This window comes from Roseibium sp. AS2 (assembly GCF_038900065.1).
Lineage (GTDB): Bacteria > Pseudomonadota > Alphaproteobacteria > Rhizobiales > Stappiaceae > Roseibium.
The window spans coordinates 101,376-121,848 of record NZ_JBBMQN010000011.1 but is presented as its reverse complement, the minus strand read 5'-3'; the positions used below and the strand labels follow the sequence as shown (position 1 = coordinate 121,848).

Below are 20,473 nucleotides of genomic sequence, written 5' to 3'. Positions count from 1 at the left end.
AGCGGCAGCCCGGGCGATGCCCTTGAAAGACCGCCCGGTTCCGGCTGGTTCCGGCAGTATCTAGTCCGTCATGTAGAACTCATCCATCCGGTGGATGCCGAAGTGGGCGCCCGGGTCCCAGCCGTAGATGCCTTCAAGCGGCACGTTCTCCACGTCCTTGATCGCCACCGGCTGCGGAACGCCCGACACCAGTCCGATCCGGAGGGTCTCATCGGCATGGATCTGGAGCATTTCCTCCCAGATCGCGGTCCGCTCTTCCTGGGTCCTGGAGACGAGCCAGGCATTGTAGAGCTCCATCAGCCGCTCCGCAGGTGCCCAGTCCGGTTTCTCGCCGCCCTCGCCATTGGTTTCATAATAGTCGCCCCAGGAATGCCAGGACAGGATGTCGCCCCGGACCGGTGCCAGGTCTTCCGGCGGCATTTCCGAGGTCGGGATGCCGTTTTCCAGCCCGAACCACACCGACATCAGCAACTGGCCGGTGATCGCGCGTTCGCGCAGGTTGTCCCGCTGGCTCGGCTTTGCGAACAGCTTGACGCCGATTTCGCGCCAGGTCTCGGTGACCAGTTCGAGCGCATCGTCCTGCACCTGTTCTTCGCCCGCGGTTTCGACGATGATTTCAAGCGGCCTGCCATCCGGCAACAGCCGGATGCCTTCGCCGTTGCGCTCCGTCAGGCCGATTTCGTCCAGAAGGGCGTTTGCCTTGTCCGGATCGTATTGCGCCCACTCGCTGGCATAGGCGGCCTTGTAGAGCGGGCTTGCCGGCAGGACCGTGTCATTGCCGGGTTTGCCGAGGCCAAAGAACAGAACCCGGTTCAGGAGGTTGCGGTCGATGCCGAGCGACAGCGCGTGACGGAAGCGCGTATCGCGGACGAGCTCGCGCCAGACCGGGTCCTTGACCGTCAGGTTGGGCAGGATCGAAATTTCCGAGCCCTTGCTGTTGGACCACAGCGCAGTCTTGTAGTCGTTCTGCTTTTCGCCCCGCTTCAGCACCGTGATGTCGGCGAAACTGAGGTTGCGTGCCTGCAGGTTGCTTTCACCCGCCTGGGTTTTCGCCGGGATCAGCTTGCCGTCTGCCACCGTCATGACGACATCGTCGATATAGGGCAGTTGCTGGCCGGCACTGTCGACACGGTGATAATAGGGGTTGCGTTCCAGGATGAAGCGCAGATCGCTGTCATCGCGATTGCGGACCCAGGGCTGCAACGAGGGAAGCGCGACATTGCGGGCGTTGTACATGTCGTCTCTTTTGTTGTGCAGCGGTGCCCAGCTGCGCGCCTTCACCTTTTCGGCTTCGGCCGCGATGAAATCCGGATCGCCGTATTTTTCGTGAAACTGCTTCAGGTAATGCGCCGGCCGGTAAATGAACGGCGGCCGCGATTTGGCCAGTTCCGGCAGGAACAGCGGGTTCGGTTCCTCCCAGGTGAAGCGGACCGTGGTGTCGTCGAGGACCTCGAAGACGGGGCCCTTGCCCATGACTTCCAGGAATGGCGGCAGCCCGGAGGGATTCAGGCTTTCATTGCTGACAACGTCCTCGAAATAATAACGGATGTCCTCGGCGCCGAAAGGATGCCCGTCGGACCACTTGTGGCCTTCGCGGGTGTGCAGCGTGAAAATCCGGCCGTCCTCGACCTCGACATCTTCAAGGATGTCGGGAACCAGATCCAGATCCTCGTTGTAGCCGACGAGACGGGCGTAGCCCCAAACATTGATCAGGCGAACGTCCTTGGCCCGGCCGATCAGCGTGTCGAGCGACCCGCCGTGCTTGCCGATGGTGCGGCGCTTGGCTTCAAGGTCGACGATCAGGGGTTCGGACGGGAGCCGCTCGGCAACTGGAGGCAGGGAGGGATCGAGACCGGGTGTCTCCTTCAGGTCCAGCGCGGCGAGCGGCTGCGCCAGAAGGGCCGCGGTCACGAACAGACCCGCCCTCAGTGAATTGGAAAAAATCATGCTGCAGTCCCCTCAAGCGCCCTTGTGTTCTTCAGACCAGGTGCGCAGACAAAATGAGCTGGTTCCATTTCCACCAGAGACGGCAATTGCCCGTCTTCGATGCGGAAGGGTTCCGGCCACAGTTCCGGCTCCGATGCCCGGTTGGCATCGAGGGCGGCAAAATCAAGCGGTGTCGACAGGTCCGGCTCGGGAACCGCCGACAATAGCGCCTTGGTGTAAGGATGAAGCGGGTTGCCGACGACGGTCCGGGTCTCGCCCAGTTCCACGAGACGGCCCCGGCACATCACGGCAATCCGGTCGGCGACATAATCCACCACAGCCAGATTGTGGCTGACGAACAGGTAGGTCAGGTTGAGATCGCGCTTCAGGTCCTGCAGCAGGTTCAGGATCTGGGCCTGGACCGACACGTCAAGGGCCGATGTCGGCTCGTCGCACAGGATGAATTCGGGATTGAGCGCAAGCGCCCGGGCGATGCCGATGCGCTGACGCTGACCGCCGGAGAAGGAATGCGGATACCGGCGCAGGAAGCGCGGATCCAGGCCGACCAGGTCCATCAGGTTGCGCGCGCGCTCCGCCCGCTCCTTGACTGTGCCGATGCCGTGGATCTCGAACGGTTCCATCAGTGTGTCGTTGATGGTCCTGCGCGGATTGAGCGAGGAAAACGGGTCCTGGAAAATCAGCTGGACCCGGCGCCGATAGTCCATCAGCTTCGGCCCCTTCAATCCGGCGATATCCTCAAGCCCGTTGCCGCGATTGTAAAGGACCTTGCCCCCCTCGATATCGAGCGCCCGCAGGATCGCCTTGGCGGCGGTGGTCTTGCCGGAGCCGGACTCGCCCACCAGACCCAGGCACTCGCCGCGCCGTATGGTGAGATTGATGTTGTCGAGCGCGGTCATTGTCCTGACCTTGCCGCCCAGCAGGGAGCCCTTGCGCAGGGTGAACTTCTTGGTGACATCGCGCATTTCGACGAGCGGCTCGCCCGGGGCGACATCGCAATGCGGGCGGTTGGCGGTCAGATCTTCCGAGTTGAGCACGATCGGGCGAATCGGAACCAGGCGCTCGTCCTTGGCCATATGGAAGCTCGGCACCGCATTGAGCAGGGCCTTGAGATAGTCGTGCTGCGGGTCCGAGAAGAGCTGCTGGGCCGTGCCCTTTTCCATGATCCGGCCGTGATAGATGACCGCGATCTCGTCGGCCATGTTGGCGACAACGCCGAAGTCATGGGTGACCATCAGCACGGACATGCGCAATTCGGCCTGGACTTCGCGGATCAGCTTCAGGATTTCCGCCTGGATGGTCACATCCAGTGCCGTGGTCGGTTCGTCCGCGATCAGGAGCGCCGGCCGGCAGATCATGGCCATGGCGATCATGGCCCGCTGGCGCAGGCCGCCGGACAATTCGAACGGATAGGTGTCGAGGGCCCGCTCCGGGTCCGGGAAGTGAACCAGGCTCAGCATTGTCCTGGTCAATTCGCGCGCTTCCGCGCCTGAAACATTGCGATGCAGCAGCGCCGCCTCGCCGATCTGGTCACCGATCGTATGGAGCGGCGACAACGAGGTCATCGGTTCCTGGAAGATGATGGCGACGCGGTTGCCACGCAGGTGCCGCATCTTCGCGCCCTTGCGCTCGAGCGTCGCGATGTCGACCGGCGGCTCCGCCCCTGTGGGATCGGCAAGGATCACTTTTCCTGAAGATATGGTCGCCGCCTGCGGCAGGAGCCCCATGATGGTCTGGGAAATGACCGTCTTGCCGGAGCCGGATTCGCCCACGAGCGCAACCGTCCGGTTTTCGGGGATGACAAACGAAACGTCGTCAACCGCCCGAACCCGGCCTTCCGCCGTATTAAAATCTACTGTCAGTCCCTCGATAGAGAGAACATTCACCGCACGCTTCCTCCCAGCCAGGGATTGTCCTAAGGAGGCTTACTAAGCCCCTATTGCATTTGAAAGACAATCAAATTTGCCCGCTGATAGCAATGCAGAATTCTCGCTGGATTTGTGTGATCTGCGTCACAAACAGTGAATTGGGGGCACATCGGGTGCCCGCCACGCGGCGTTCCGCAGGGGCAGATCTACTCGGCGGCCGTGCCGGGCGCCTGCACCGGTTCGGCCGCTTCCAGCTCGGGGCTCCCGAACGGGTCCAGCCAATAGACCTCGATCGGCCCGCTGCGTCCGCGCAGATGATGCGCGCCGACGGCTCTGTGATGGCGTTCTCCCGGCAGGCGGGCAACGGTGGCAGCGCTCGCCAGGATCGTCACTTCCGGATTGTCCGGGACTTCCTTGCCGAGTGTCTGAAGGCGCTCCGCCGCGTTGACCGTGTCGCCGACCACGGTGTAGTTCCACCGGTCGAGCGCCCCGACATTGCCGACAACCGCCGGCCCGGAATGAATGCCGATGCGCAGCGACATCGGCGGGCGGCCCTCGGCGACCGCCTTGCGGTTGGACTCCGTCAGGGCGACAGCAATCCGACGGGCCGTCCGGATGGCCGCCTCGGCATGGTCCGGCCGGGCATCCGGCGCTCCGAAGAAGGCCAGCATGCCGTCCCCCAGGAACTTGTCGACGGTGCCGTCCTCCGCTTCCACCGCCTCCACCAGAATGGCGAAATGGTCGTTCAGAAGCCGCGCCGTTTCCTCGGCGCTGAGATGTTCCGACAGGGCCGTGAAGCCGACGATATCGGTGAACAGAACCGTGAGGTCGGCTTCACGGGCGTCCGCCGCGGAGCTGCCGCCAAGGCGCATGAGCTTGATGAACAGGGACCTGGGCACGTAGGTGTTCATGGCCTTCAGGCCTTCCACCATGGAGTTGAAGGCCAGGGCGACCTGATCGATCTCCGCGACACGGCTGCGCGGCAGCGGTTCCACCTCGTTCAGCGACAAGGTGCCGACACGCTTCGACTGAAGCGCCAGATACTTCAGCGGCCTGGCCACCCGGCGCCCCATCCAGAAAGCGATCAGGACGGAAACGACCAGCGCACCGAGGCCGACGAACATCGACCCGGCCAACCGCCGGACCTCGCGGGAAACGGTCGCGCTCAGAAAATACTGCCCCACGGTCCAGGGTTTGTCGCTGAAGCCGTCCAGGTGCGCCTTCATCAAGATGTAGTCGGCATTGTTGGCCTTGACGAACGACACCTCGATGCCGAGGTCGGCGGCTTTCTGAAATTCTTCCAGCGTCTCTTCGTTCGCCATCTCGGCCAGAACCGGATCGCCCAGCGACTGCCAGCTCGCCGGCAAATTATCCCTGATGCTGCCGCCGGTCTGCAGCCAGTCCGCATCCGAATGCAGGATGACCTGTTCGCCGTCCGCAAGCACGAAAACCGTGTTGTCCAGGCCTTCGTCCTGTTGCGAGACGATCCGGCCCAGCGCCTCCATCGATGTGGCCGCGGTCAGCATCCCGATGACCTGGCCGTCGCGCACCAGCGGCACGGACACGTTCGCGAACAGCCCGACTTCATGTTTCACCAGCGCGCCCCAGGTCGCGGGACTGTCCGCACCCAGTTGGGGCAACCTCTTCATGGTCATGCCCGGCGGTGGCGCATCGGAATTTATCCGCCACAGCTTGCCATTGGGCGCACGGTATATCCCTAGCCGCCGGCCATCGGGACCGGTGACCGCAAGCGTGGTGATATTCTTGTTCGATTTCAGCGCGATCGACAGGTCCTGGAGCGTTCGTTCCGGCGTGTCGATGCCGATCGTGCCTTCATCGAAATAGGGTTTCAGTCCGATAATGGCATTTTCGACGGAGGCGAAGTGGGTGCGCAGCTGCGTTTCCAGAGCCTGTGTGCTGAGGATGGTCTTGTCGTTGAGCAACGAAAACGTGTTTCGGAAATTGGCCGAAATCGAGAGCGCCAGCACCAGACCCAGTGCGACGGCGACAAATGCACCGAAGCCGAGCCCGACGATGGTCGTCAGGGACAGCATGATCCGGCGATCACTGCGCTTTTTGGTCATTGTCAGGCAAAGCCTCTCATTGTCGTTTGGCAGCTTATACGAACCGGGCCTGATGGGAACCCGTCCGCCCGCGTTTGCATGACCCTGCCTGCCAGAACGCGTCAAATTAAGGCGGTAGCCTCACCGGCCGATCAACTGGTCTGGAGTCCGGCCCGCCGAAGCGCAAGATCCTGCAACAGGATGATGGTTTTCGCGTCGGCGATCTCTCCGGACCGGATCATGACGAGCGCCTGCGCCAGGGGCACATGCATCACCTCGATGTCCTCGCCTTCGCTTTCGTCACCGCCACCTGCCGACACACGGTCGCCCGGGTGGTATGTCCCGATGAAGAACGACAGATATTCGGTCACGGATCCCGGGCTCATGTGCACATCGAAAAGGTGCTCCAGGCGCGAGACATCGAATCCCGTTTCCTCGATCAGTTCGGCGCGCATGCGCTCTTCCGGGCGCGCACCTTCCAGCAGACCGGCCGGCGTCTCGATCAGGAACGGGTCCCTGCCGCTCAGCCAGACCGGCAGCCGGAACTGCCGGGTCAGGAGGACACAATCGGAGTCCGGATCGTGCAACAGGCAAGTGGCGCCATTGCCGCGGTCATAGGCTTCGCGGGTCAGGTCCTGCCAGGTGCCGTCCCGACGCCGATAGGCGAACCTGTATCGGGTCAGTTTCCCCCAATCGTCGGAAAGCACGCTGGCGTCATGGATCTTCAGGAATTCCGGTTCTTTCAAGACGGCCTCCGAGGCACTGGGTTCGGGTCGGCGCATGGCGGCGACGGCCGGCAACTAATCAGTCAGACGGCTCGCGACCGGCGGGATCGGACCGAAGGCCAAGCTCTGCGAGAATTTCCGCGGTATGTTCTCCCAAAGCGGGCGCCGCCCGATCCAGAACCAGCTCCGCATTCGCGAACCTGATCGGCGTGCGCACGGAGGCGACCGACCCGTTTGCTACCCCGGTTGCCGGCAAATCGACCTTCATGCCCCTGTGCCTGACCTGTGCATCGTCGAAGACATCCTCGACGGAATTGATCGGCCCGGCGGGAACCCCTTCCAGCTCAAGGGCCTGCAGAAGGTCGTCCCGGGTCCGCGTCTCCGTTTCAGCACAAAGATGCGGCACCAGCTCCGACCTTGCCGCGACCCGCGCGGCGTTGGTGGCGAATTTCGGAACGTCCGCCAGCTCCGGCAGGCCAAGTACCGCACACAGGCGCCGGAACTGACCGTCATTGCCGACGGCGATGATCAGGTGACCGTCCTTTGCAGGAAAGACCTGATAGGGCACGATGTTCGGATGGGCGTTGCCGAGGCGTTTCGGCGCCTTGCCAGAGACGAAGTAGTTGAGGGCCTGGTTGGCGAGAACACCGACCTGCGCGTCGAGAAGGGCCATGTCGACCCATTCGCCCTCGCCCGTCTGGTCACGGCGGCGCAAGGCGGCGAGAACTCCGACAACACCATAAAGGCCGGTGAAGATGTCGGCGAAGGCGACCCCGATCTTTTGCGGACTGCCGTCCGGCTCACCGGTCAGGTCCATGATGCCGCCCATGCCCTGGATCATGAAGTCGTAGCCCGCGCGGTGGGCATAGGGCCCTTCCTGGCCAAAGCCGGTGATCGAGCAATAGATCAGCTTCGGATTGACCTGCCGCAGGCTGTCGTAGTCCAGTCCGTATTTGGCAAGACCGCCGACCTTGAAGTTCTCCACCAGGATGTCGGCCTGGCCGACGAGCCGGCGGACGATGTCCTGGCCTTCTTCGGTGCGGAAGTCGACCGTGATCGAGCGTTTGCCCCGGTTGCAGGCGTGGAAATACGCCGCATCGCGGTCGTTGCCGTCTTCGTCGCTGACGAAAGGCGGTCCCCAGCCCCTTGTGTCGTCCCCTTGCGGACTTTCCACCTTGATGACGTCCGCACCGAGATCGGCGAGTGTCTGTCCGGTCCATGGACCGGCCAGTATGCGGGCGAGTTCAACGACCTTGATGCCTTCCAGCGGCGCGCTCATTTCGGAATTCCTCGCGTGGCCCCGGTATCAGGCCTCGGCAGTCTTGCGGTAGATGTGATAGCGGCCGGGATGAATGCCATCGGGTTTTTCGAGCACCTCGAAATTCGGCAGCGAGAGGTCAAGCGCCGTCAGCACGAAGCCTCCGACCGCCATGCGCTCGTCGACAAGCGGGGCGAGCCAGTGAACGATCGCAAGATCGTTGGTCGGGTCCGCCGATCCGATATCGATGTGAGCGAAGGAGGCTCTGGCCTTCACGCGCGGACCGCAGAACGCGAGCGTGTCGCGAATATCCCCGAGGATCATGTGCTCGGCATCGGGCGCGCAGCTCGGATGGCAGTTCATCGTGAGATCGAAAACGAAAATTTCCTTGTCCGGATAGATTTCGCGCAGATGATCGTAGGTTCTGCCGTTGCCCAGCCCAAGTTCCAGAACCGGACCCTCGACTTTATTGACCCTGTCGACGAGGTACTCCAGCAAAATTTTCTGCGATGTCATGCGGCGGATAAAACTGTCCAAGCGGCTCATAAACCAAAATCCCCATTCGACAGGTTCTTCGCCGGATCCTGCCCCAGCTTCCCTTGCCCCATCTCGTGTGGTGCTGTTTGGCCCATTTTCCCGTATAAGGAAACCCCTCGAAACGAAGGAATTCGATTATGGAGTTTGATCCGGAAAGACGGCCAACTCCCGTCGGCCGACGTTGCGGCAAGCCTTCCGAAATGCCGCAGGGATGCCGGTATCCGGCGAAATTTCCGTTCCGGCCGTTGTGACAGAACCCGCGCGCTCCTGAACGGACGGATCCGCGCGTGCCGGGTGTGCACGTCACGGGCACCTGTTCGAGAATGCGCAATTGGCTGTTCTCCCGGTTCGTGGTAACGCGGTACCAGCGCGCCCTATGGCCGCATTGTGTGCAGACCGACTGTCCAGGAGTTCCAGATGCGTTCCGAAACGGCGCCGGCCATCCGGCTGGAAGACTACAATCCGCCCGCCTACCGCATCGACACGGTGTATCTGAATGTCGAACTCGAGCCAAAGGCGACTCTGGTCACCGCGACTATGTCCGTGCACAGACAACCAGAAACGGCCGAGGGCACGCCCCTCGTTCTGGACGGCGACGAGCTGACCCTGAAGGCCCTCAAGCTGAACGGAGAGCCCCTGCCCGCCAGTGCCTTTGCCGCCTCCGACGACCGGCTCGAACTGCGGACGCCGCCAGGTGAGCCGTTCGAACTCACGCTCGAAACCGAAATCGATCCGGACGCCAACACCAAGCTGATGGGTCTTTACCGGTCCTCCGGAACCTACTGCACGCAATGCGAGGCGGAAGGCTTTCGGCGCATCACCTATTTCCTGGACCGGCCGGACAATCTGGCGGTCTATACGACCCGGCTGGTCGCACCGAAGGCGACGTGTCCGGTCTTGCTGGCGAACGGCAATCCGGCAGAGACCGGCGATCTGGAGACCGGCAGCCGCCACTATGCGGTCTGGCACGACCCCCATCCCAAGCCCGCCTATCTGTTCGCCCTTGTCGCCGGCGACCTGGCCCGGGTCACGGACACCTTCACCACCGCGTCCGGCAGGCCGGTCACGCTGAACATCTATGTCGAGCACGGCAAGCAGGACCGCTGCGGCTGGGCCATGGATTCGCTCAAGCGCTCCATGCGCTGGGACGAGGAGGTCTTCGGTCTAGAATACGACCTGGACGTCTTCAACATCGTCGCCGTGTCGGACTTCAACATGGGTGCGATGGAAAACAAGGGCCTCAACATCTTCAACGACAAGTATGTTCTGGCCGACCCGGAAACCGCGACCGACCAGGACTACGCCAATATCGAAGCGGTGATCGCGCACGAGTATTTCCACAACTGGACCGGCAACCGCATCACGTGCCGTGACTGGTTCCAGCTGTGCCTGAAGGAGGGCCTGACCGTGTTTCGCGATCAGGAGTTCTCTTCCGACATGCGCTCGCGCGCGGTCAAGCGGATTTCCGACGTGCGCCTGCTGAAGTCGCACCAGTTCCCGGAGGATGCCGGTCCGTTGGCGCATCCGGTTCGCCCGAAAATTTATCACGAGATCAATAACTTCTACACAGCGACCGTTTACGAGAAGGGCGCGGAAGTCGTCCGCATGCTGAAGACGCTCCTGGGCGACGACGCCTTCCGGGCGGGCCTGGATCTCTATTTCGACCGCCATGACGGCGACGCAACCACCATCGAAGCCTTTCTGGCATGTTTCGAGGATGCCACCGGCTCGGACCTGTCCCGGTTCTCCCTGTGGTACGAGCAGGCGGGCACACCCGTCGTCACCGTCGAGACCGAATACGATCCCGGCCGCATGACCTTCGAGCTGTCGCTCAGCCAGGAGATCCCGCCGGTTCCCGGGCAGAAAACCGGCAAGCCCGCCGTCATCCCCCTGCGCTTCGGTCTTCTCGGTCCCAACGGAGAGGACCTTGAGGTGACGTCCGCGGAGGGCGCGCAGATTTCCGGTGATGTTCTGATACTGGACCAGGCCCGCCAGAAGGTCCGCTTCGGCAACATCGCCTCAAGGCCCGTTCTGTCGCTTCTGCGCGGATTTTCCGCTCCTGTGCGTCTTGATCAGCAGCAGGATCCGCAAGACCTTGTCTTCCTGGCGGCCCATGACAGGGACCCGTTCAACCGCTGGCAGGCGGTCCAGGATATTGCCATGCAGGACCTTGTGCGGCTGACCGCGCTCCACGGGGATGGCCATCCGCCTGTGTGTTCGCGCAACGTGATCGACGTGTTCGGCGCCACCTTGCGCGACATGTCCCTGGACGAAGCGCTCCGCGCCCTGGCCCTGACCCTGCCGGGCGAGGCCGATATCGCGCAGGAAATCGGCAAGAACGTGAACCCGGATCACATTCACGCCGCCCGCGCGGTCCTGCGCCGGGAAATCGGCCGGGCGCATGTTGCGGCGTTTCTGGAACAGGCGACGGAGCTTGTGCCGGCTGGCGCCTACGCTCCGGACGCGGCGTCCGCGGGAAAACGCGCTCTCGCCAACCGGGCGCTTCATTATTGCGCGGTGTCCGCATCCGGAGCGGCCGGGATCGTGCTGGAGCGGTTCACGTCAGCCGACAACATGACGGACAGGCTGGCGGCGCTGACCCTGCTTGTCCATGACGCAATGCCGGCAAAAGACGAAGCGCTGGAACAGTACCGCGCCCGCTATGAACACAATTCCCTGGCAATGGACAAATGGTTCATGACGCAGGCCACAGACCCGGGTCCCGAGACCGTTGAAAAGGTCAGGGACCTGATGATCCATCCGCTCTACGATCCGACCAATCCGAACCGCGTGCGAGCGCTGCTCCAGTCCTTCGCGACCGGCAATCCCACCCAGTTTGCCCGGCCCGACGGAGCCGGTTTCGAGCTGATTGCCGAATCGGCTCTCGAGATCGACAAGCGGAACCCGCAAGTCGCCTCGCGACTTCTGACAAGCTTCCGCTCCTGGCGCGCCCTTGACCCACAGAGATCTGCCCTTGCGGAATCCGCGCTCCTCAGGGTTTCTTCCTACGAAAATCTATCGAGAGACAGCCGCGACATTGTCGACAGATCCCTGCAATAGTGCGCAATACTGAAAGAGGTTAACGCAAGAGCAGAAAAACCCGGCGCGCGTTAACCATTTTCTTCTTGCCCGGGTCTGGACAACACCAAACCTTTTGATTCAAATGGAAGTGATTCGGGGAGATCTCCGAAGCGGCGGATTTTGAGGCACACTTTCCATGGCGCGAACACTGGCCGGCGACGCATCCGAGCGGCGCGGCGACAAGGATTCCGATGTTGAGAATAGCGCGGCCCTGACGGGTCTGCCGCTGCGCTCGATGGTCGGTTCCTTTCGTGACGGCCTGGCACGCTCCGACGCGCTGATGCGCCGCCTCATTCCGGGCCTTGCCATCCTGTTCATATTCGTGCTCGCCGTCTTCCGTGCCGGCGAACTTGCCAATGACCACACCCAGACCCGGCAAAGCGCGCAAACAACCCTCAGCCTGATGGCCTCTGTGGTCGCCAGCGGCCTCGCCCTTCCGGAAGAAGGCCTGCCGAAGACCGGTTACCGGACCACCCTCAAGCGCATCCTGGCCGACAGCCTTCCGGCGGGTGCCACCAGCAAGGGGCGCATCTTTCTGGTCGCCGACCAGGCCGGCAGGATCGTCGCCTCGGCCCCGGCCCAGCCCTCACTGGAAAGCCGCCCGATCAGCGACATCCTCGGCCCCTCGCAACCGCTGACGGTGTTCGGCGCCCGCGCGGGCGTCCTGCCTGTTGCCGTGGACTTCGGCGATGGCGCCGGTGACGTCCAGTCCCTTGTGACCGTCCACCATCTTGAAGGGCAACTGGGCATGATCGCCGTGCTCCAGCCGGAAAGCGCGATCTTCTCCAAGTGGCGGGACGATCTTTCGGCGAATGTGACCCTGTTCGTCGGGACATCTCTCGTTCTCCTGGCCGTCATCTACGGCTTCTTCAGCCAGGCATCCCGCGCAGAAGCCGCGGACGACATGTATGCCGCCACGCGGGGACGCATCGACACCGCCCTGACCCATGGCCGGTGCGGCCTGTTCGACTGGGACCTTTCCCGCGGGCGGATGTTCTGGTCGTCATCGCTTTACGAATTGCTCGGGCGTGAACCCAAGGACGACATTTTGAGCTTCGGGGATGTTGCCGACATCACCCATCCAGACGACATCGACCTGCTCGGCCTGGCCGAACACCTGCTGGAGAGCGGCGAGACCCTTGTCGATGAAACCTTCCGCATGCGCCACGCGGATGGCAGCTGGATCTGGTTGCGCGCCCGCGGCGAGATCCAGTCCGAGCCGGGACGGGCCGAACCGCACCTGATCGGGATCTGCATCGACATCACCGAACAGCACGAACTGGCAGAGCAAAGCCGCATGGCGGATCTGCGCCTGCGCGACGCGATCGAGACGATTTCCGAAGCCTTCGTGCTGTGGAACCTCAAGAACGAGCTGGTGATCTGCAATTCCAACTACCAGTCCCTGCACAACCTGCCCAATGCGGTGATCAAGCCCGGGACCCCCTACAAGGACGTGATGGCCGCGGCTTCCAATACGGAAATCGCGCCGCAGCGGGTCACCGTGCGCCAGCGCGGCGGTGCACCGGAAGGCTCCTATGAAGCCCAGCTCGAGGACGGGCGCTGGCTTCAGATTTCAGAGCGCCGCACCAAGGATGGCGGCTTCGTGTCGGTCGGCACGGACATCACCGCCCTGAAAAAGCACGAAGAGAAGCTGATGGAGTCGGAGAAGCGGCTCAAGGCCACCGTCTCCGACCTGCAGAAATCCCGGCAGACCCTGGAATTCCAGGCCCGTCAGCTGGTTGAAATGGCCGACAAGTATCAGGAAGAGAAAACCCGGGCGGAAGCCGCCAACAAGGCCAAGTCCGAGTTTCTTGCAAATATTTCTCACGAACTCCGCACGCCGCTCAACGCCATCATCGGGTTCTCCGACATCATGACCCAGGAAATGTTCGGACCGCTCGGCACCAACCGCTATTCAGACTATTGCAAGGACATCTATTCGTCCGGAACGTATCTCCTCAACGTGATCAACGACATTCTGGACATGTCGAAGATCGAGGCCGGGCGGATGAGTATCGAGACGGAGACCGTCAGTGCCGCGGCCGCCGCCGAGGATGCCGGCCGGATCGTCACCGGTGCGGCCACCGAGAAAAACATTACGGTCACGGCTGATGTGGCAAGCAATCTTCATGTGAAGGCGGACAAGCGCGCGCTGAAACAGATCCTGCTGAACCTGCTCGCCAACGCCGTCAAGTTCACTCCCGACAACGGCACGGTGACCCTCAAGGCGCACCCGCGCGGCGACAAGCTGCGGTTCGAGGTGTGCGATACGGGCATCGGCATTTCCGCCAGAGACATTCAACGGCTCGCGAAACCCTTCGTGCAGGTGGAAAACCAGTTCACCAAGACACACCAGGGCTCGGGCCTCGGCCTCGCCATTGCCCGTTCTCTGGTCGACCTGCACGGCGGCAGCCTGAGCATCCGCTCGGAGGTCCGCAAGGGCACCACGGTCAGTTTCACCCTGCCCCTGGCGGAGCAGGACGCCGCCTGAACGGCGGCGGCGCACGATCGGGGCCGTTCCTCAATGTGCCGGCGGCGGCGGCGGCGGCGGCGGCGCATTCAGGATCGGGTCACCCTGGGTTTCCGGATGGGCCGCATCCAGTCCCGCGAGCCGGAATATCTCCTCCACGCGCTGCTCGAACTCCATCTTCTGACCCATGTTCCGGACGGCGTTCACCTGCTTCTTCTGTTGCCCTGCAATGTCCAGATGCATTCCGTGTCTCCGGTTGGCATTCTGGAAACCGGTCAGATTGACACCCGCCCTGCTGAAATCCTGGGACATTTCCTCGGGGAACTGCGTGCGTTCGAGCGCGATGAAGATGAGCGTTGCCCGGTAGTAATTGAAGCTCTGGCCATCGGTGTCTCCGGCTTCGAACCTCTGGCTGTTCGGCCTTTCCGGGTGAATGTCCGGTGGCTCGGCGCCGTGTCCGATGCCCGTCCCTGCGGAAGCCACCAGTTTCGGCAGCTCCGAACCGAAGTATCTCAGGTTTCTTTTCCTGTACCTGGTGATGATCCTGATGACTTCCTGACGTGTTTCCCTGGTGTCGCAGTAAACAAGAACGGTGTCCGTCTTGACCGCTCCCGGCGCGGCAACCTTCGCGCTGCTGACGCCGGGCAGATGCCAGATCTTCTTCAGAATCGCGCTGAACGCATTCGCCCTCGTCGGTTCCTTGAGATTCACATAGACACGCTCGGTGCATACGGGCATCGGGCGCTTCTGAAAATGGATGAATGCGCCGACCCATTCTCTGGGCGCCGGAAAATTGGAAAGGTCCCTCATTTCCTTAACATCGTCGGTCTGGCAGAGATACCTGATACGGCCAGCAAGCTTGTTGTGGAGCTTCCTGTAGAGTGTCTGGGAAAATCTGGTCATCGTCCTTTCGGAAACAGCTGTTCCTTTGGCCGCGCCGCAGATATAGCCGTAAATCTCCTTGACCGCGGGATTGCCCCGCGCCAGATGTGTCTGTCCTTTCGGCCGGCCGGTGGCCCGGGCTTTCCGCATAAGGTCCGCTCTTGCCAGCCACGCCCAGTCAGTAATGTTCTTCAAATCCCGATGCAGCGCCAATTGAATTCTCCTTGCTCGGCTCATGACCGGTATATGGAGGATCCGGCGGCGGCATCCCTGTGCCGCGCGTCACCGCGCAAGCACGCAAGCCGGTCTTTTTCCAGGAAGGAGTTTTCAGTCGATGGGCTGCGGGAACCGTTGCAGGTCCCGGCCCAAGCGGGTCTCGTTTCTCATGGCGGGAACAGGACGCCGCGCGGACATGCGGGCAAGGGGAGAGCCCCGGCGGATCAGTTCTCGGCGGGTTGAACCCTTCCAACGAACCGTTCGAAGGTCGCCCGCACCCGCGACTGAAGATCGGCGAGTTCCGTTTCCACGCGCTCGAACGTCGGAACACTGGACGCCTGCACCAAAAGGTCGAGCACGCCGCGCGGCGCCTCGGCAGGCACGAATTTTCCGGACAGGGCAAGGCGCAGAACCTGGGTCAGGCGATGGTAGAGCCGCAGAGCTTCCAGCAGCAGTTCGGCGTCGTCAACGGCCAGGACGCCCGCGTCGCGGGCCGCTTCCAGGGCCTGCTCGGTCCCCTGGGCAAGAACCGACCTGTCCTCCTGAGCGTGGGCGAGCTGCAGGAATTGCGCGATGAACTCGATATCGACGAGGCCTCCGGCAACGTGCTTGAGGTCCCAGATGTATTTCGTGCCTTTTTCCTTCTCGATCCGCGCCCGCATCTCCCTCACGTCGTCGGCAAGCTTTTCCCGGTTGCGCGGCTGGACCAGGGTGCCGCAGATGCTGTCGTAGATCTTGTCGCGGAAGTCCGGCGAGGTCGAGGCGATCACCCGCGCCCGCGTCAGCGCCATGTGTTCCCAGGTCCACGCTTCCTTTTTCTGGTAGGCGATGAAGCCCGAAAGGTTCGTGGCAAGAGGACCGGCGTTGCCGGATGGCCGCAGGCGGAAGTCGACCTCGTAAAGCAGGCCTTCCGCCGTCGGGGCGGACAGCGCCGTGACCAGGCGCTGGGTCAGGCGGGTGTAATACTGGGTGACGGCGAGCGGCCGTTTGCCGTCCGACTGCCGGACGTCCTCCGGCGCCTCGTAAAGCAGGATCAGATCGAGGTCCGAGGCCGCCGTCATCTCCCGCCCGCCAAGCTTGCCCATGGCAAGCACCGCAACGTTGCCGCCCGGAACGTCGCCATGGCTCTCATTCACATGGGCGATCACCTGTGTCAGCAACCGGTCCACAACCACTTCGGCAAGCCGGGCCAGCGCGAAGCCGACCCGGTCGGCCGACAACGTGTCGGAAATCAGCCTGAGACCGATCAGAAACTGCTGCTCCTGGGTGAATATGCGCGCCCGGTCCAGCGCTTCTTCATAAAACCGCGCCTGGGAGAGCGTGCGGTCCAGACCCTGCCTGAATTCCTCGACACTCGGCATCGCCCCGAAAAACGCAGGATCCAGCACCGCATCGAGCACATGAACCCGCCGGGAAACGGTTTCGGCCATGCGGGGCGCGGCGCCCATCGTCGTCGCCAGCAGTGTCAGGAGCTGGGGGTTGGATCTCAGCAGCGAAAACAGCTGAACGCCGGCCGGAAGTTTCGCCAGAAAGCTGTTGAACGCGCGCAGCGCCGTATCCGCGTTTTCCGTGGCCGCGAGCGCGCCAAGCAGCGCCGGATGCATTTCGGTCAGCCGCTCGCGCGCCCTGGTCGAGCGCGTGCACGGATAGCGTCCGAAATGCCAGGACTTGACGATCGCGGCCGCTTCCGCCGGCTGTTTGAAGCCAAGTCCCGCCAGGGTTTCCAGCGTGTCCGGGTCGTGGTCGTCGCCGGTGAAGACCAGATTTCCAATCTCGGTGGACAGAGCCGGGACGTCCTCGAACAGTTCCGCATAATGTCCCTGCACCTTGTGCAGATGTTCCAGAAGAGCCGCTTCGAAGGCCTGCAGACTGTCAAACCCCATCAGTGCCGCCACCTGCCGCAAACCGTCCTCGTCCTTGGGCAGGAGCTGGGTCTGTTCGTCGTTCAGCATCTGGATGCGGTGTTCGACATCACGCAGGAAACCATAGGCTCCGGCCATGTCGTCCCGCGTGCGCGCCCGGATCCAGTCCGCGTCGCAAAGCGCATCCAGCATCTCGAGCGTGCGCCGCCCCCGCAGTGCAGGATTGCGCCCCCCGGCGATCAACTGCTGGGTCTGGACGAAGAACTCGACCTCGCGGATGCCGCCGCGTCCGAGCTTCACATTGTGGCCCGCGACCGCGATGGTGCCGTGGCCCTTGTGCATGTGGATCTGCCGCTTGATCGACTGGACGTCGGCAATGGCGGCGAAGTCCAGGTATTTGCGCCAGATGAAGGGGGCGATTTCATGAAGGAAGGACGCACCGGCCTCAATATCGCCCGCGCAGGGCCGCGCCTTGATCAGGGCGGCGCGTTCCCAGTTCTGGCCGAGGGATTCATAATAGACCAGGGCCGCCGGGACAGACATGGCAAGCGGCGTCGCGCCGGGATCGGGGCGCAGCCGGAGATCGGTACGAAAGACATAGCCGTCTTCCGTGCGGTCCTGCATGATCTTCACGAGCCGCCTGGTCAGCCGGACGAATTCGACCGGAGCTTCCGCATTGCCGGCCATCGGCGCTTTCGCCGGATCGTAGAGCACGATCAGATCGATGTCGGAGGAATAGTTCAATTCGTTGGCACCGTGCTTGCCCATGGCCAGCACGATCAGGCCGCTGTCAACTTCAGGCTTCTCCGGATCGGCCGGCTCGAACCTGTTGCGGCGGGCAAGGTCCGCAAGACAGAAGCGGATCGTGGCGGTCAGGGCCGCATCCGCGAACCCGGCCAGCGCATGGGTGACCCGGGTCAGATCGATGGCGCCGCAGATGTCGGCAAGTCCCAGCGTCAGGGCAAGGTCATGCTTGAGAAGTCGCAGGGATCGCATGATGCCGGCCTCGTCCTCGGCCCTGGCCTCACGGGCCGACACAAGCAGCCGGTCCAGCCGGACTTCGGGCGCTTCGCGCAGCAGATCGAGCAGACGCGGCGGATCGGCCAGCATCAGATCGCGCAAATAGGGTGAGTTGCCGATGATACCGGTCAGGAAGGCTTCCAGTCCGGCCTTCTCCCGCAACAGCGCGCTCAGAGCTTCCCCCGCCTGCGTGCAAGCCAGGAGATCCTTGAGAAACAGGGCGGCGTGGTACGGATTCGGGGTGCCGGGCATCACGGCGATCCGGTCGGCAAGAATGCCCGCGCAACCGTCAGGGCTGTCCAGGTTGTCCGGACTGTCCGGTTGTTCCACCTTGCTCATGCCCGCTCCTGCTGATGACCGGTTTCAGGTCGATCCGGGCCTTCAGTCCCGGCCCCTCATTCTTGAAGCGCAAGTCTCCCCCATGCAAGCGGGCAATCGCCTTGACCAGGCTCAAACCGAGGCCTGTACCGGGTTCCGAACGGCTTTCTTCAAGCCGGACAAACCGTTCCATCACCCTGTCCTGATCGCCTTCCGGAATTCCGGGTCCGTTGTCCGAGACTTCCAGGACCACGCGGCCGTCTTCCTCGCCTCCCGACAGACGGATCACCAGCTTCCCGTCTTGCGGACGGCCATATTTCAGGACGTTTTCGATCAGGTTGACCAGGGCCTGGCTGACAAGGTCGCGGTTGCAGTCCGCTCTGAGGCTTGGTGCCAGCGCCGTTTCCAGCCGGCCGCCCTCGTCCTCCACCAGGGGCTCGTAAAGATCCGCGACCTCGGCAACAAGCTTGTTGAGATCCGTCGGCGCCATCACCGATCCGGGCGCCATGGATTCGATCCGCGCGATGTGCAGCAGCGCATTGAAGACCCGCAGCAACTGGTCCGATTCCTCCAGTGCCGCCTCCAGGGCGCTCCGATAACCCTGTTCGCCCTTCGCCTCGCGCAGCGCCGTCTCGATCCGCGCTTGCAGACGCGCCAGCGGGGTCTTAAGATCATGGGCGATGTTGTCGGTGACATCCTTCATCGACTGCATCAGAACTTCAATGCGATCGAGCATGGTGTTCAGATTGACCGCAAGCCTGTCGAACTCGTCATTGGTACCGGCGATCGGCAGCCGTCCGGACAGGTCGCCCTGCATGATTGTGCGGCTGGTGGCGGACAGTTCGTCGATGCGCTTCATCACCCGCCGGCTCACGAACAGCCAGGTGATCGCGGCCATGACCACAACGACGATCAGCCAGAGGCGCAGCGCATTGGCCAGCAGATTGGCAAATCTGAGCTGGTCACCGAGATCCCGCCCGACCAGGAGGCGGAAACCGCCGCGCAGCTCGAACGTGCGCACCATGGCCTGACGTTCGACACCTTCCAGGTCCTGGCCGATACGGGTGTAGCGAACCCGGCGCAGGCCACCGTCCGCCTCTTCCAGAACGGTAGTCGGCAGCCGGGCGATGTTGCCCACAAGGGCGTTGCCCGCGAAGTCGACCAGAAGATAGAGGCTGGCATCGGGATGTCGGGACCGCCGGCCGATGGTGTCCACCAGTTCGCGGACACCGCCGCGCACATAGACATCCGCGAGATCCTTCATTTCGGAATCCACGGACTGCACCACCTGCTCCGACATCAGATGATCGGTGTTGTCTGCCACATACAGAAGAAGAAACCCCGACATCACCGTGAAAACGGCAATGTAAAGCAGCGACAGCTTGAACGCCGTCGTGCGTGTGAACCGTCTAAGCCGCGTCACGAATCGTGTATCCGGCACCCCGGATCGTATGCAGGAGAGGTGTCTCGAAGCCCTTGTCGATCTTGCCGCGCAGGCGCGAGATGTGAACGTCAATCACATTGGTCTGCGGATCGAAATGATATTCCCAGACATTTTCCAGAAGCATGGTTCGGGTGACCACCTGGCCGGCATGCTGCATCAGGTATTCCAGCAGGCGGAATTCGCGCGGCTGCAGCGGAATGTCGGTATCTCCCCGGCGGCAGGCATGCGCCATGCGGTCGAGTATCAGGTCGCCGACCTTGTAGGTCGTCTCGACCTGACTGGCCGATTTCGGGCGCCGCGCGAGTGCCTCGACGCGGGCCTGCAATTCGGTGAAAGCATAGGGTTTGGGAAGATAATCGTCGCCGCCGGCCTTCAGGCCCTTCACCCGATCGTCGACCTGACCAAGCGCGGACAGGATCAGGACGGGGGTGTGATTGCCCTGGGCACGCAGTTCCTGGATGACCGAAAGACCATCGAGCTTCGGCAGCATCCGGTCGACGATAAGGATGTCGTATTCGCTGTCCAGAGCCATCTGCAGCCCGGTCTGGCCGTCGCCGGCCCGGTCCGCGGTGTGGCCGAGCTCGCTCAGGCCCTTGACCAGGTAGTTCGCCGCTTCCGGGTCATCTTCAATGACAAGAATCCTCAACATGTCATCCTTCTACATTGAGTTGGGCGGGAAGAAAATGGCTGGTGGCGGCGCCGGATGTGAGACGCCACCACCAGAAGTCAGGGTTTGGGGCAAAACCCTCGGTCTGCCTTCCTTGTGCGGAGGCATGACGTTGGCG

At 62.7% G+C, this 20,473-nt stretch carries 12 protein-coding genes; 2 read left to right on the top strand and 10 right to left on the bottom strand.

Translation table 11 applies throughout. The annotated features are described in order from the left end of the window. Positions 1 to 60: 60 nt before the first annotated feature. The 6 genes from WNZ15_RS25155 to WNZ15_RS25130 form a co-directional block, all read right to left on the bottom strand. Positions 61 to 1,947, bottom strand: a complete 1,887-nt coding sequence (locus WNZ15_RS25155; protein ID WP_342895798.1) for an ABC transporter substrate-binding protein — start codon at positions 1,945 to 1,947, stop codon at positions 61 to 63. Next, positions 1,944 to 3,830 (bottom strand): ABC transporter ATP-binding protein, encoded by a 1,887-nt coding sequence (locus WNZ15_RS25150; protein ID WP_342895797.1) that lies wholly within the window; start codon positions 3,828 to 3,830, stop codon positions 1,944 to 1,946. The genes WNZ15_RS25155 and WNZ15_RS25150 overlap by 4 nt, the downstream gene beginning before the upstream one ends. 188 nt (positions 3,831 to 4,018) lie before the next feature. Continuing rightward, the gene (locus WNZ15_RS25145) at positions 4,019 to 5,896 is read right to left on the bottom strand and encodes an adenylate/guanylate cyclase domain-containing protein (RefSeq protein WP_342895796.1); all 1,878 of its coding nucleotides are present in this window, start codon (positions 5,894 to 5,896) and stop codon (positions 4,019 to 4,021) included. A gap of 131 nt (positions 5,897 to 6,027) precedes the next feature. Further along, complete coding sequence (locus WNZ15_RS25140) at positions 6,028 to 6,621, bottom strand: NUDIX domain-containing protein (RefSeq protein WP_342895795.1); 594 nt, start codon at positions 6,619 to 6,621, stop codon at positions 6,028 to 6,030. 58 nt (positions 6,622 to 6,679) lie between these two features. Continuing rightward, positions 6,680 to 7,879 (bottom strand): CaiB/BaiF CoA-transferase family protein, encoded by a 1,200-nt coding sequence (locus WNZ15_RS25135; RefSeq protein ID WP_342895794.1) that lies wholly within the window; start codon positions 7,877 to 7,879, stop codon positions 6,680 to 6,682. A gap of 27 nt (positions 7,880 to 7,906) precedes the next feature. After that, the gene (locus tag WNZ15_RS25130) at positions 7,907 to 8,404 is read right to left on the bottom strand and encodes a class I SAM-dependent methyltransferase (RefSeq protein ID WP_342895793.1); all 498 of its coding nucleotides are present in this window, start codon (positions 8,402 to 8,404) and stop codon (positions 7,907 to 7,909) included. Positions 8,405 to 8,812: 408 nt separating this feature from the next. Between WNZ15_RS25130 and pepN the strand changes: the two genes are divergently transcribed. Both pepN and WNZ15_RS25120 read left to right on the top strand, forming a co-directional pair. Beyond that, positions 8,813 to 11,455, top strand: a complete 2,643-nt coding sequence (gene pepN / locus WNZ15_RS25125) for an aminopeptidase N (RefSeq protein WP_342895792.1) — start codon at positions 8,813 to 8,815, stop codon at positions 11,453 to 11,455. 157 nt (positions 11,456 to 11,612) lie between these two features. Continuing rightward, on the top strand, positions 11,613 to 13,967 hold the full coding sequence (locus WNZ15_RS25120) for an ATP-binding protein (RefSeq protein ID WP_342895791.1): 2,355 nt from the start codon (positions 11,613 to 11,615) through the stop codon (positions 13,965 to 13,967). A gap of 30 nt (positions 13,968 to 13,997) precedes the next feature. Here the strand turns inward: WNZ15_RS25120 and WNZ15_RS25115 are convergent, their stop codons facing one another. From WNZ15_RS25115 to WNZ15_RS25100, 4 genes are all read right to left on the bottom strand, one after another. Beyond that, positions 13,998 to 14,684, bottom strand: a complete 687-nt coding sequence (locus WNZ15_RS25115) for a hypothetical protein (protein WP_342895790.1) — start codon at positions 14,682 to 14,684, stop codon at positions 13,998 to 14,000. A gap of 584 nt (positions 14,685 to 15,268) precedes the next feature. Continuing rightward, entirely contained in the window at positions 15,269 to 18,265 is a 2,997-nt protein-coding gene (locus WNZ15_RS25110) for a bifunctional [glutamine synthetase] adenylyltransferase/[glutamine synthetase]-adenylyl-L-tyrosine phosphorylase (RefSeq protein ID WP_342895789.1), read from the bottom strand. Beyond that, positions 18,216 to 19,667 (bottom strand): HAMP domain-containing sensor histidine kinase, encoded by a 1,452-nt coding sequence (locus WNZ15_RS25105; RefSeq protein ID WP_342895788.1) that lies wholly within the window; start codon positions 19,665 to 19,667, stop codon positions 18,216 to 18,218. Before WNZ15_RS25105 ends, WNZ15_RS25110 begins: the two co-directional genes overlap by 50 nt. Beyond that, a complete protein-coding gene (locus WNZ15_RS25100) occupies positions 19,654 to 20,337 on the bottom strand; it encodes a response regulator transcription factor (protein ID WP_342895787.1) in 684 nt (227 codons plus the stop codon). Before WNZ15_RS25100 ends, WNZ15_RS25105 begins: the two co-directional genes overlap by 14 nt. Between the last annotated feature and the right edge of the window lie 136 nt (positions 20,338 to 20,473).

Coding starts and splice junctions, on each gene's coding strand:
- WNZ15_RS25155 (WP_342895798.1), bottom strand. CDS start 1,947: ATGATTTTTTCCAATTCACTGAGGGCGGGTCTGTTCGTGACCGCGGCC.
- WNZ15_RS25145 (WP_342895796.1), bottom strand. CDS start 5,896: ATGACCAAAAAGCGCAGTGATCGCCGGATCATGCTGTCCCTGACGACC.
- WNZ15_RS25135 (WP_342895794.1), bottom strand. CDS start 7,879: ATGAGCGCGCCGCTGGAAGGCATCAAGGTCGTTGAACTCGCCCGCATA.
- WNZ15_RS25130 (WP_342895793.1), bottom strand. CDS start 8,404: ATGAGCCGCTTGGACAGTTTTATCCGCCGCATGACATCGCAGAAAATT.
- pepN (WP_342895792.1), top strand. CDS start 8,813: ATGCGTTCCGAAACGGCGCCGGCCATCCGGCTGGAAGACTACAATCCG.
- WNZ15_RS25120 (WP_342895791.1), top strand. CDS start 11,613: ATGGCGCGAACACTGGCCGGCGACGCATCCGAGCGGCGCGGCGACAAG.
- WNZ15_RS25115 (WP_342895790.1), bottom strand. CDS start 14,684: ATGCCCGTATGCACCGAGCGTGTCTATGTGAATCTCAAGGAACCGACG.
- WNZ15_RS25110 (WP_342895789.1), bottom strand. CDS start 18,265: ATGAGCAAGGTGGAACAACCGGACAGTCCGGACAACCTGGACAGCCCT.
- WNZ15_RS25100 (WP_342895787.1), bottom strand. CDS start 20,337: ATGTTGAGGATTCTTGTCATTGAAGATGACCCGGAAGCGGCGAACTAC.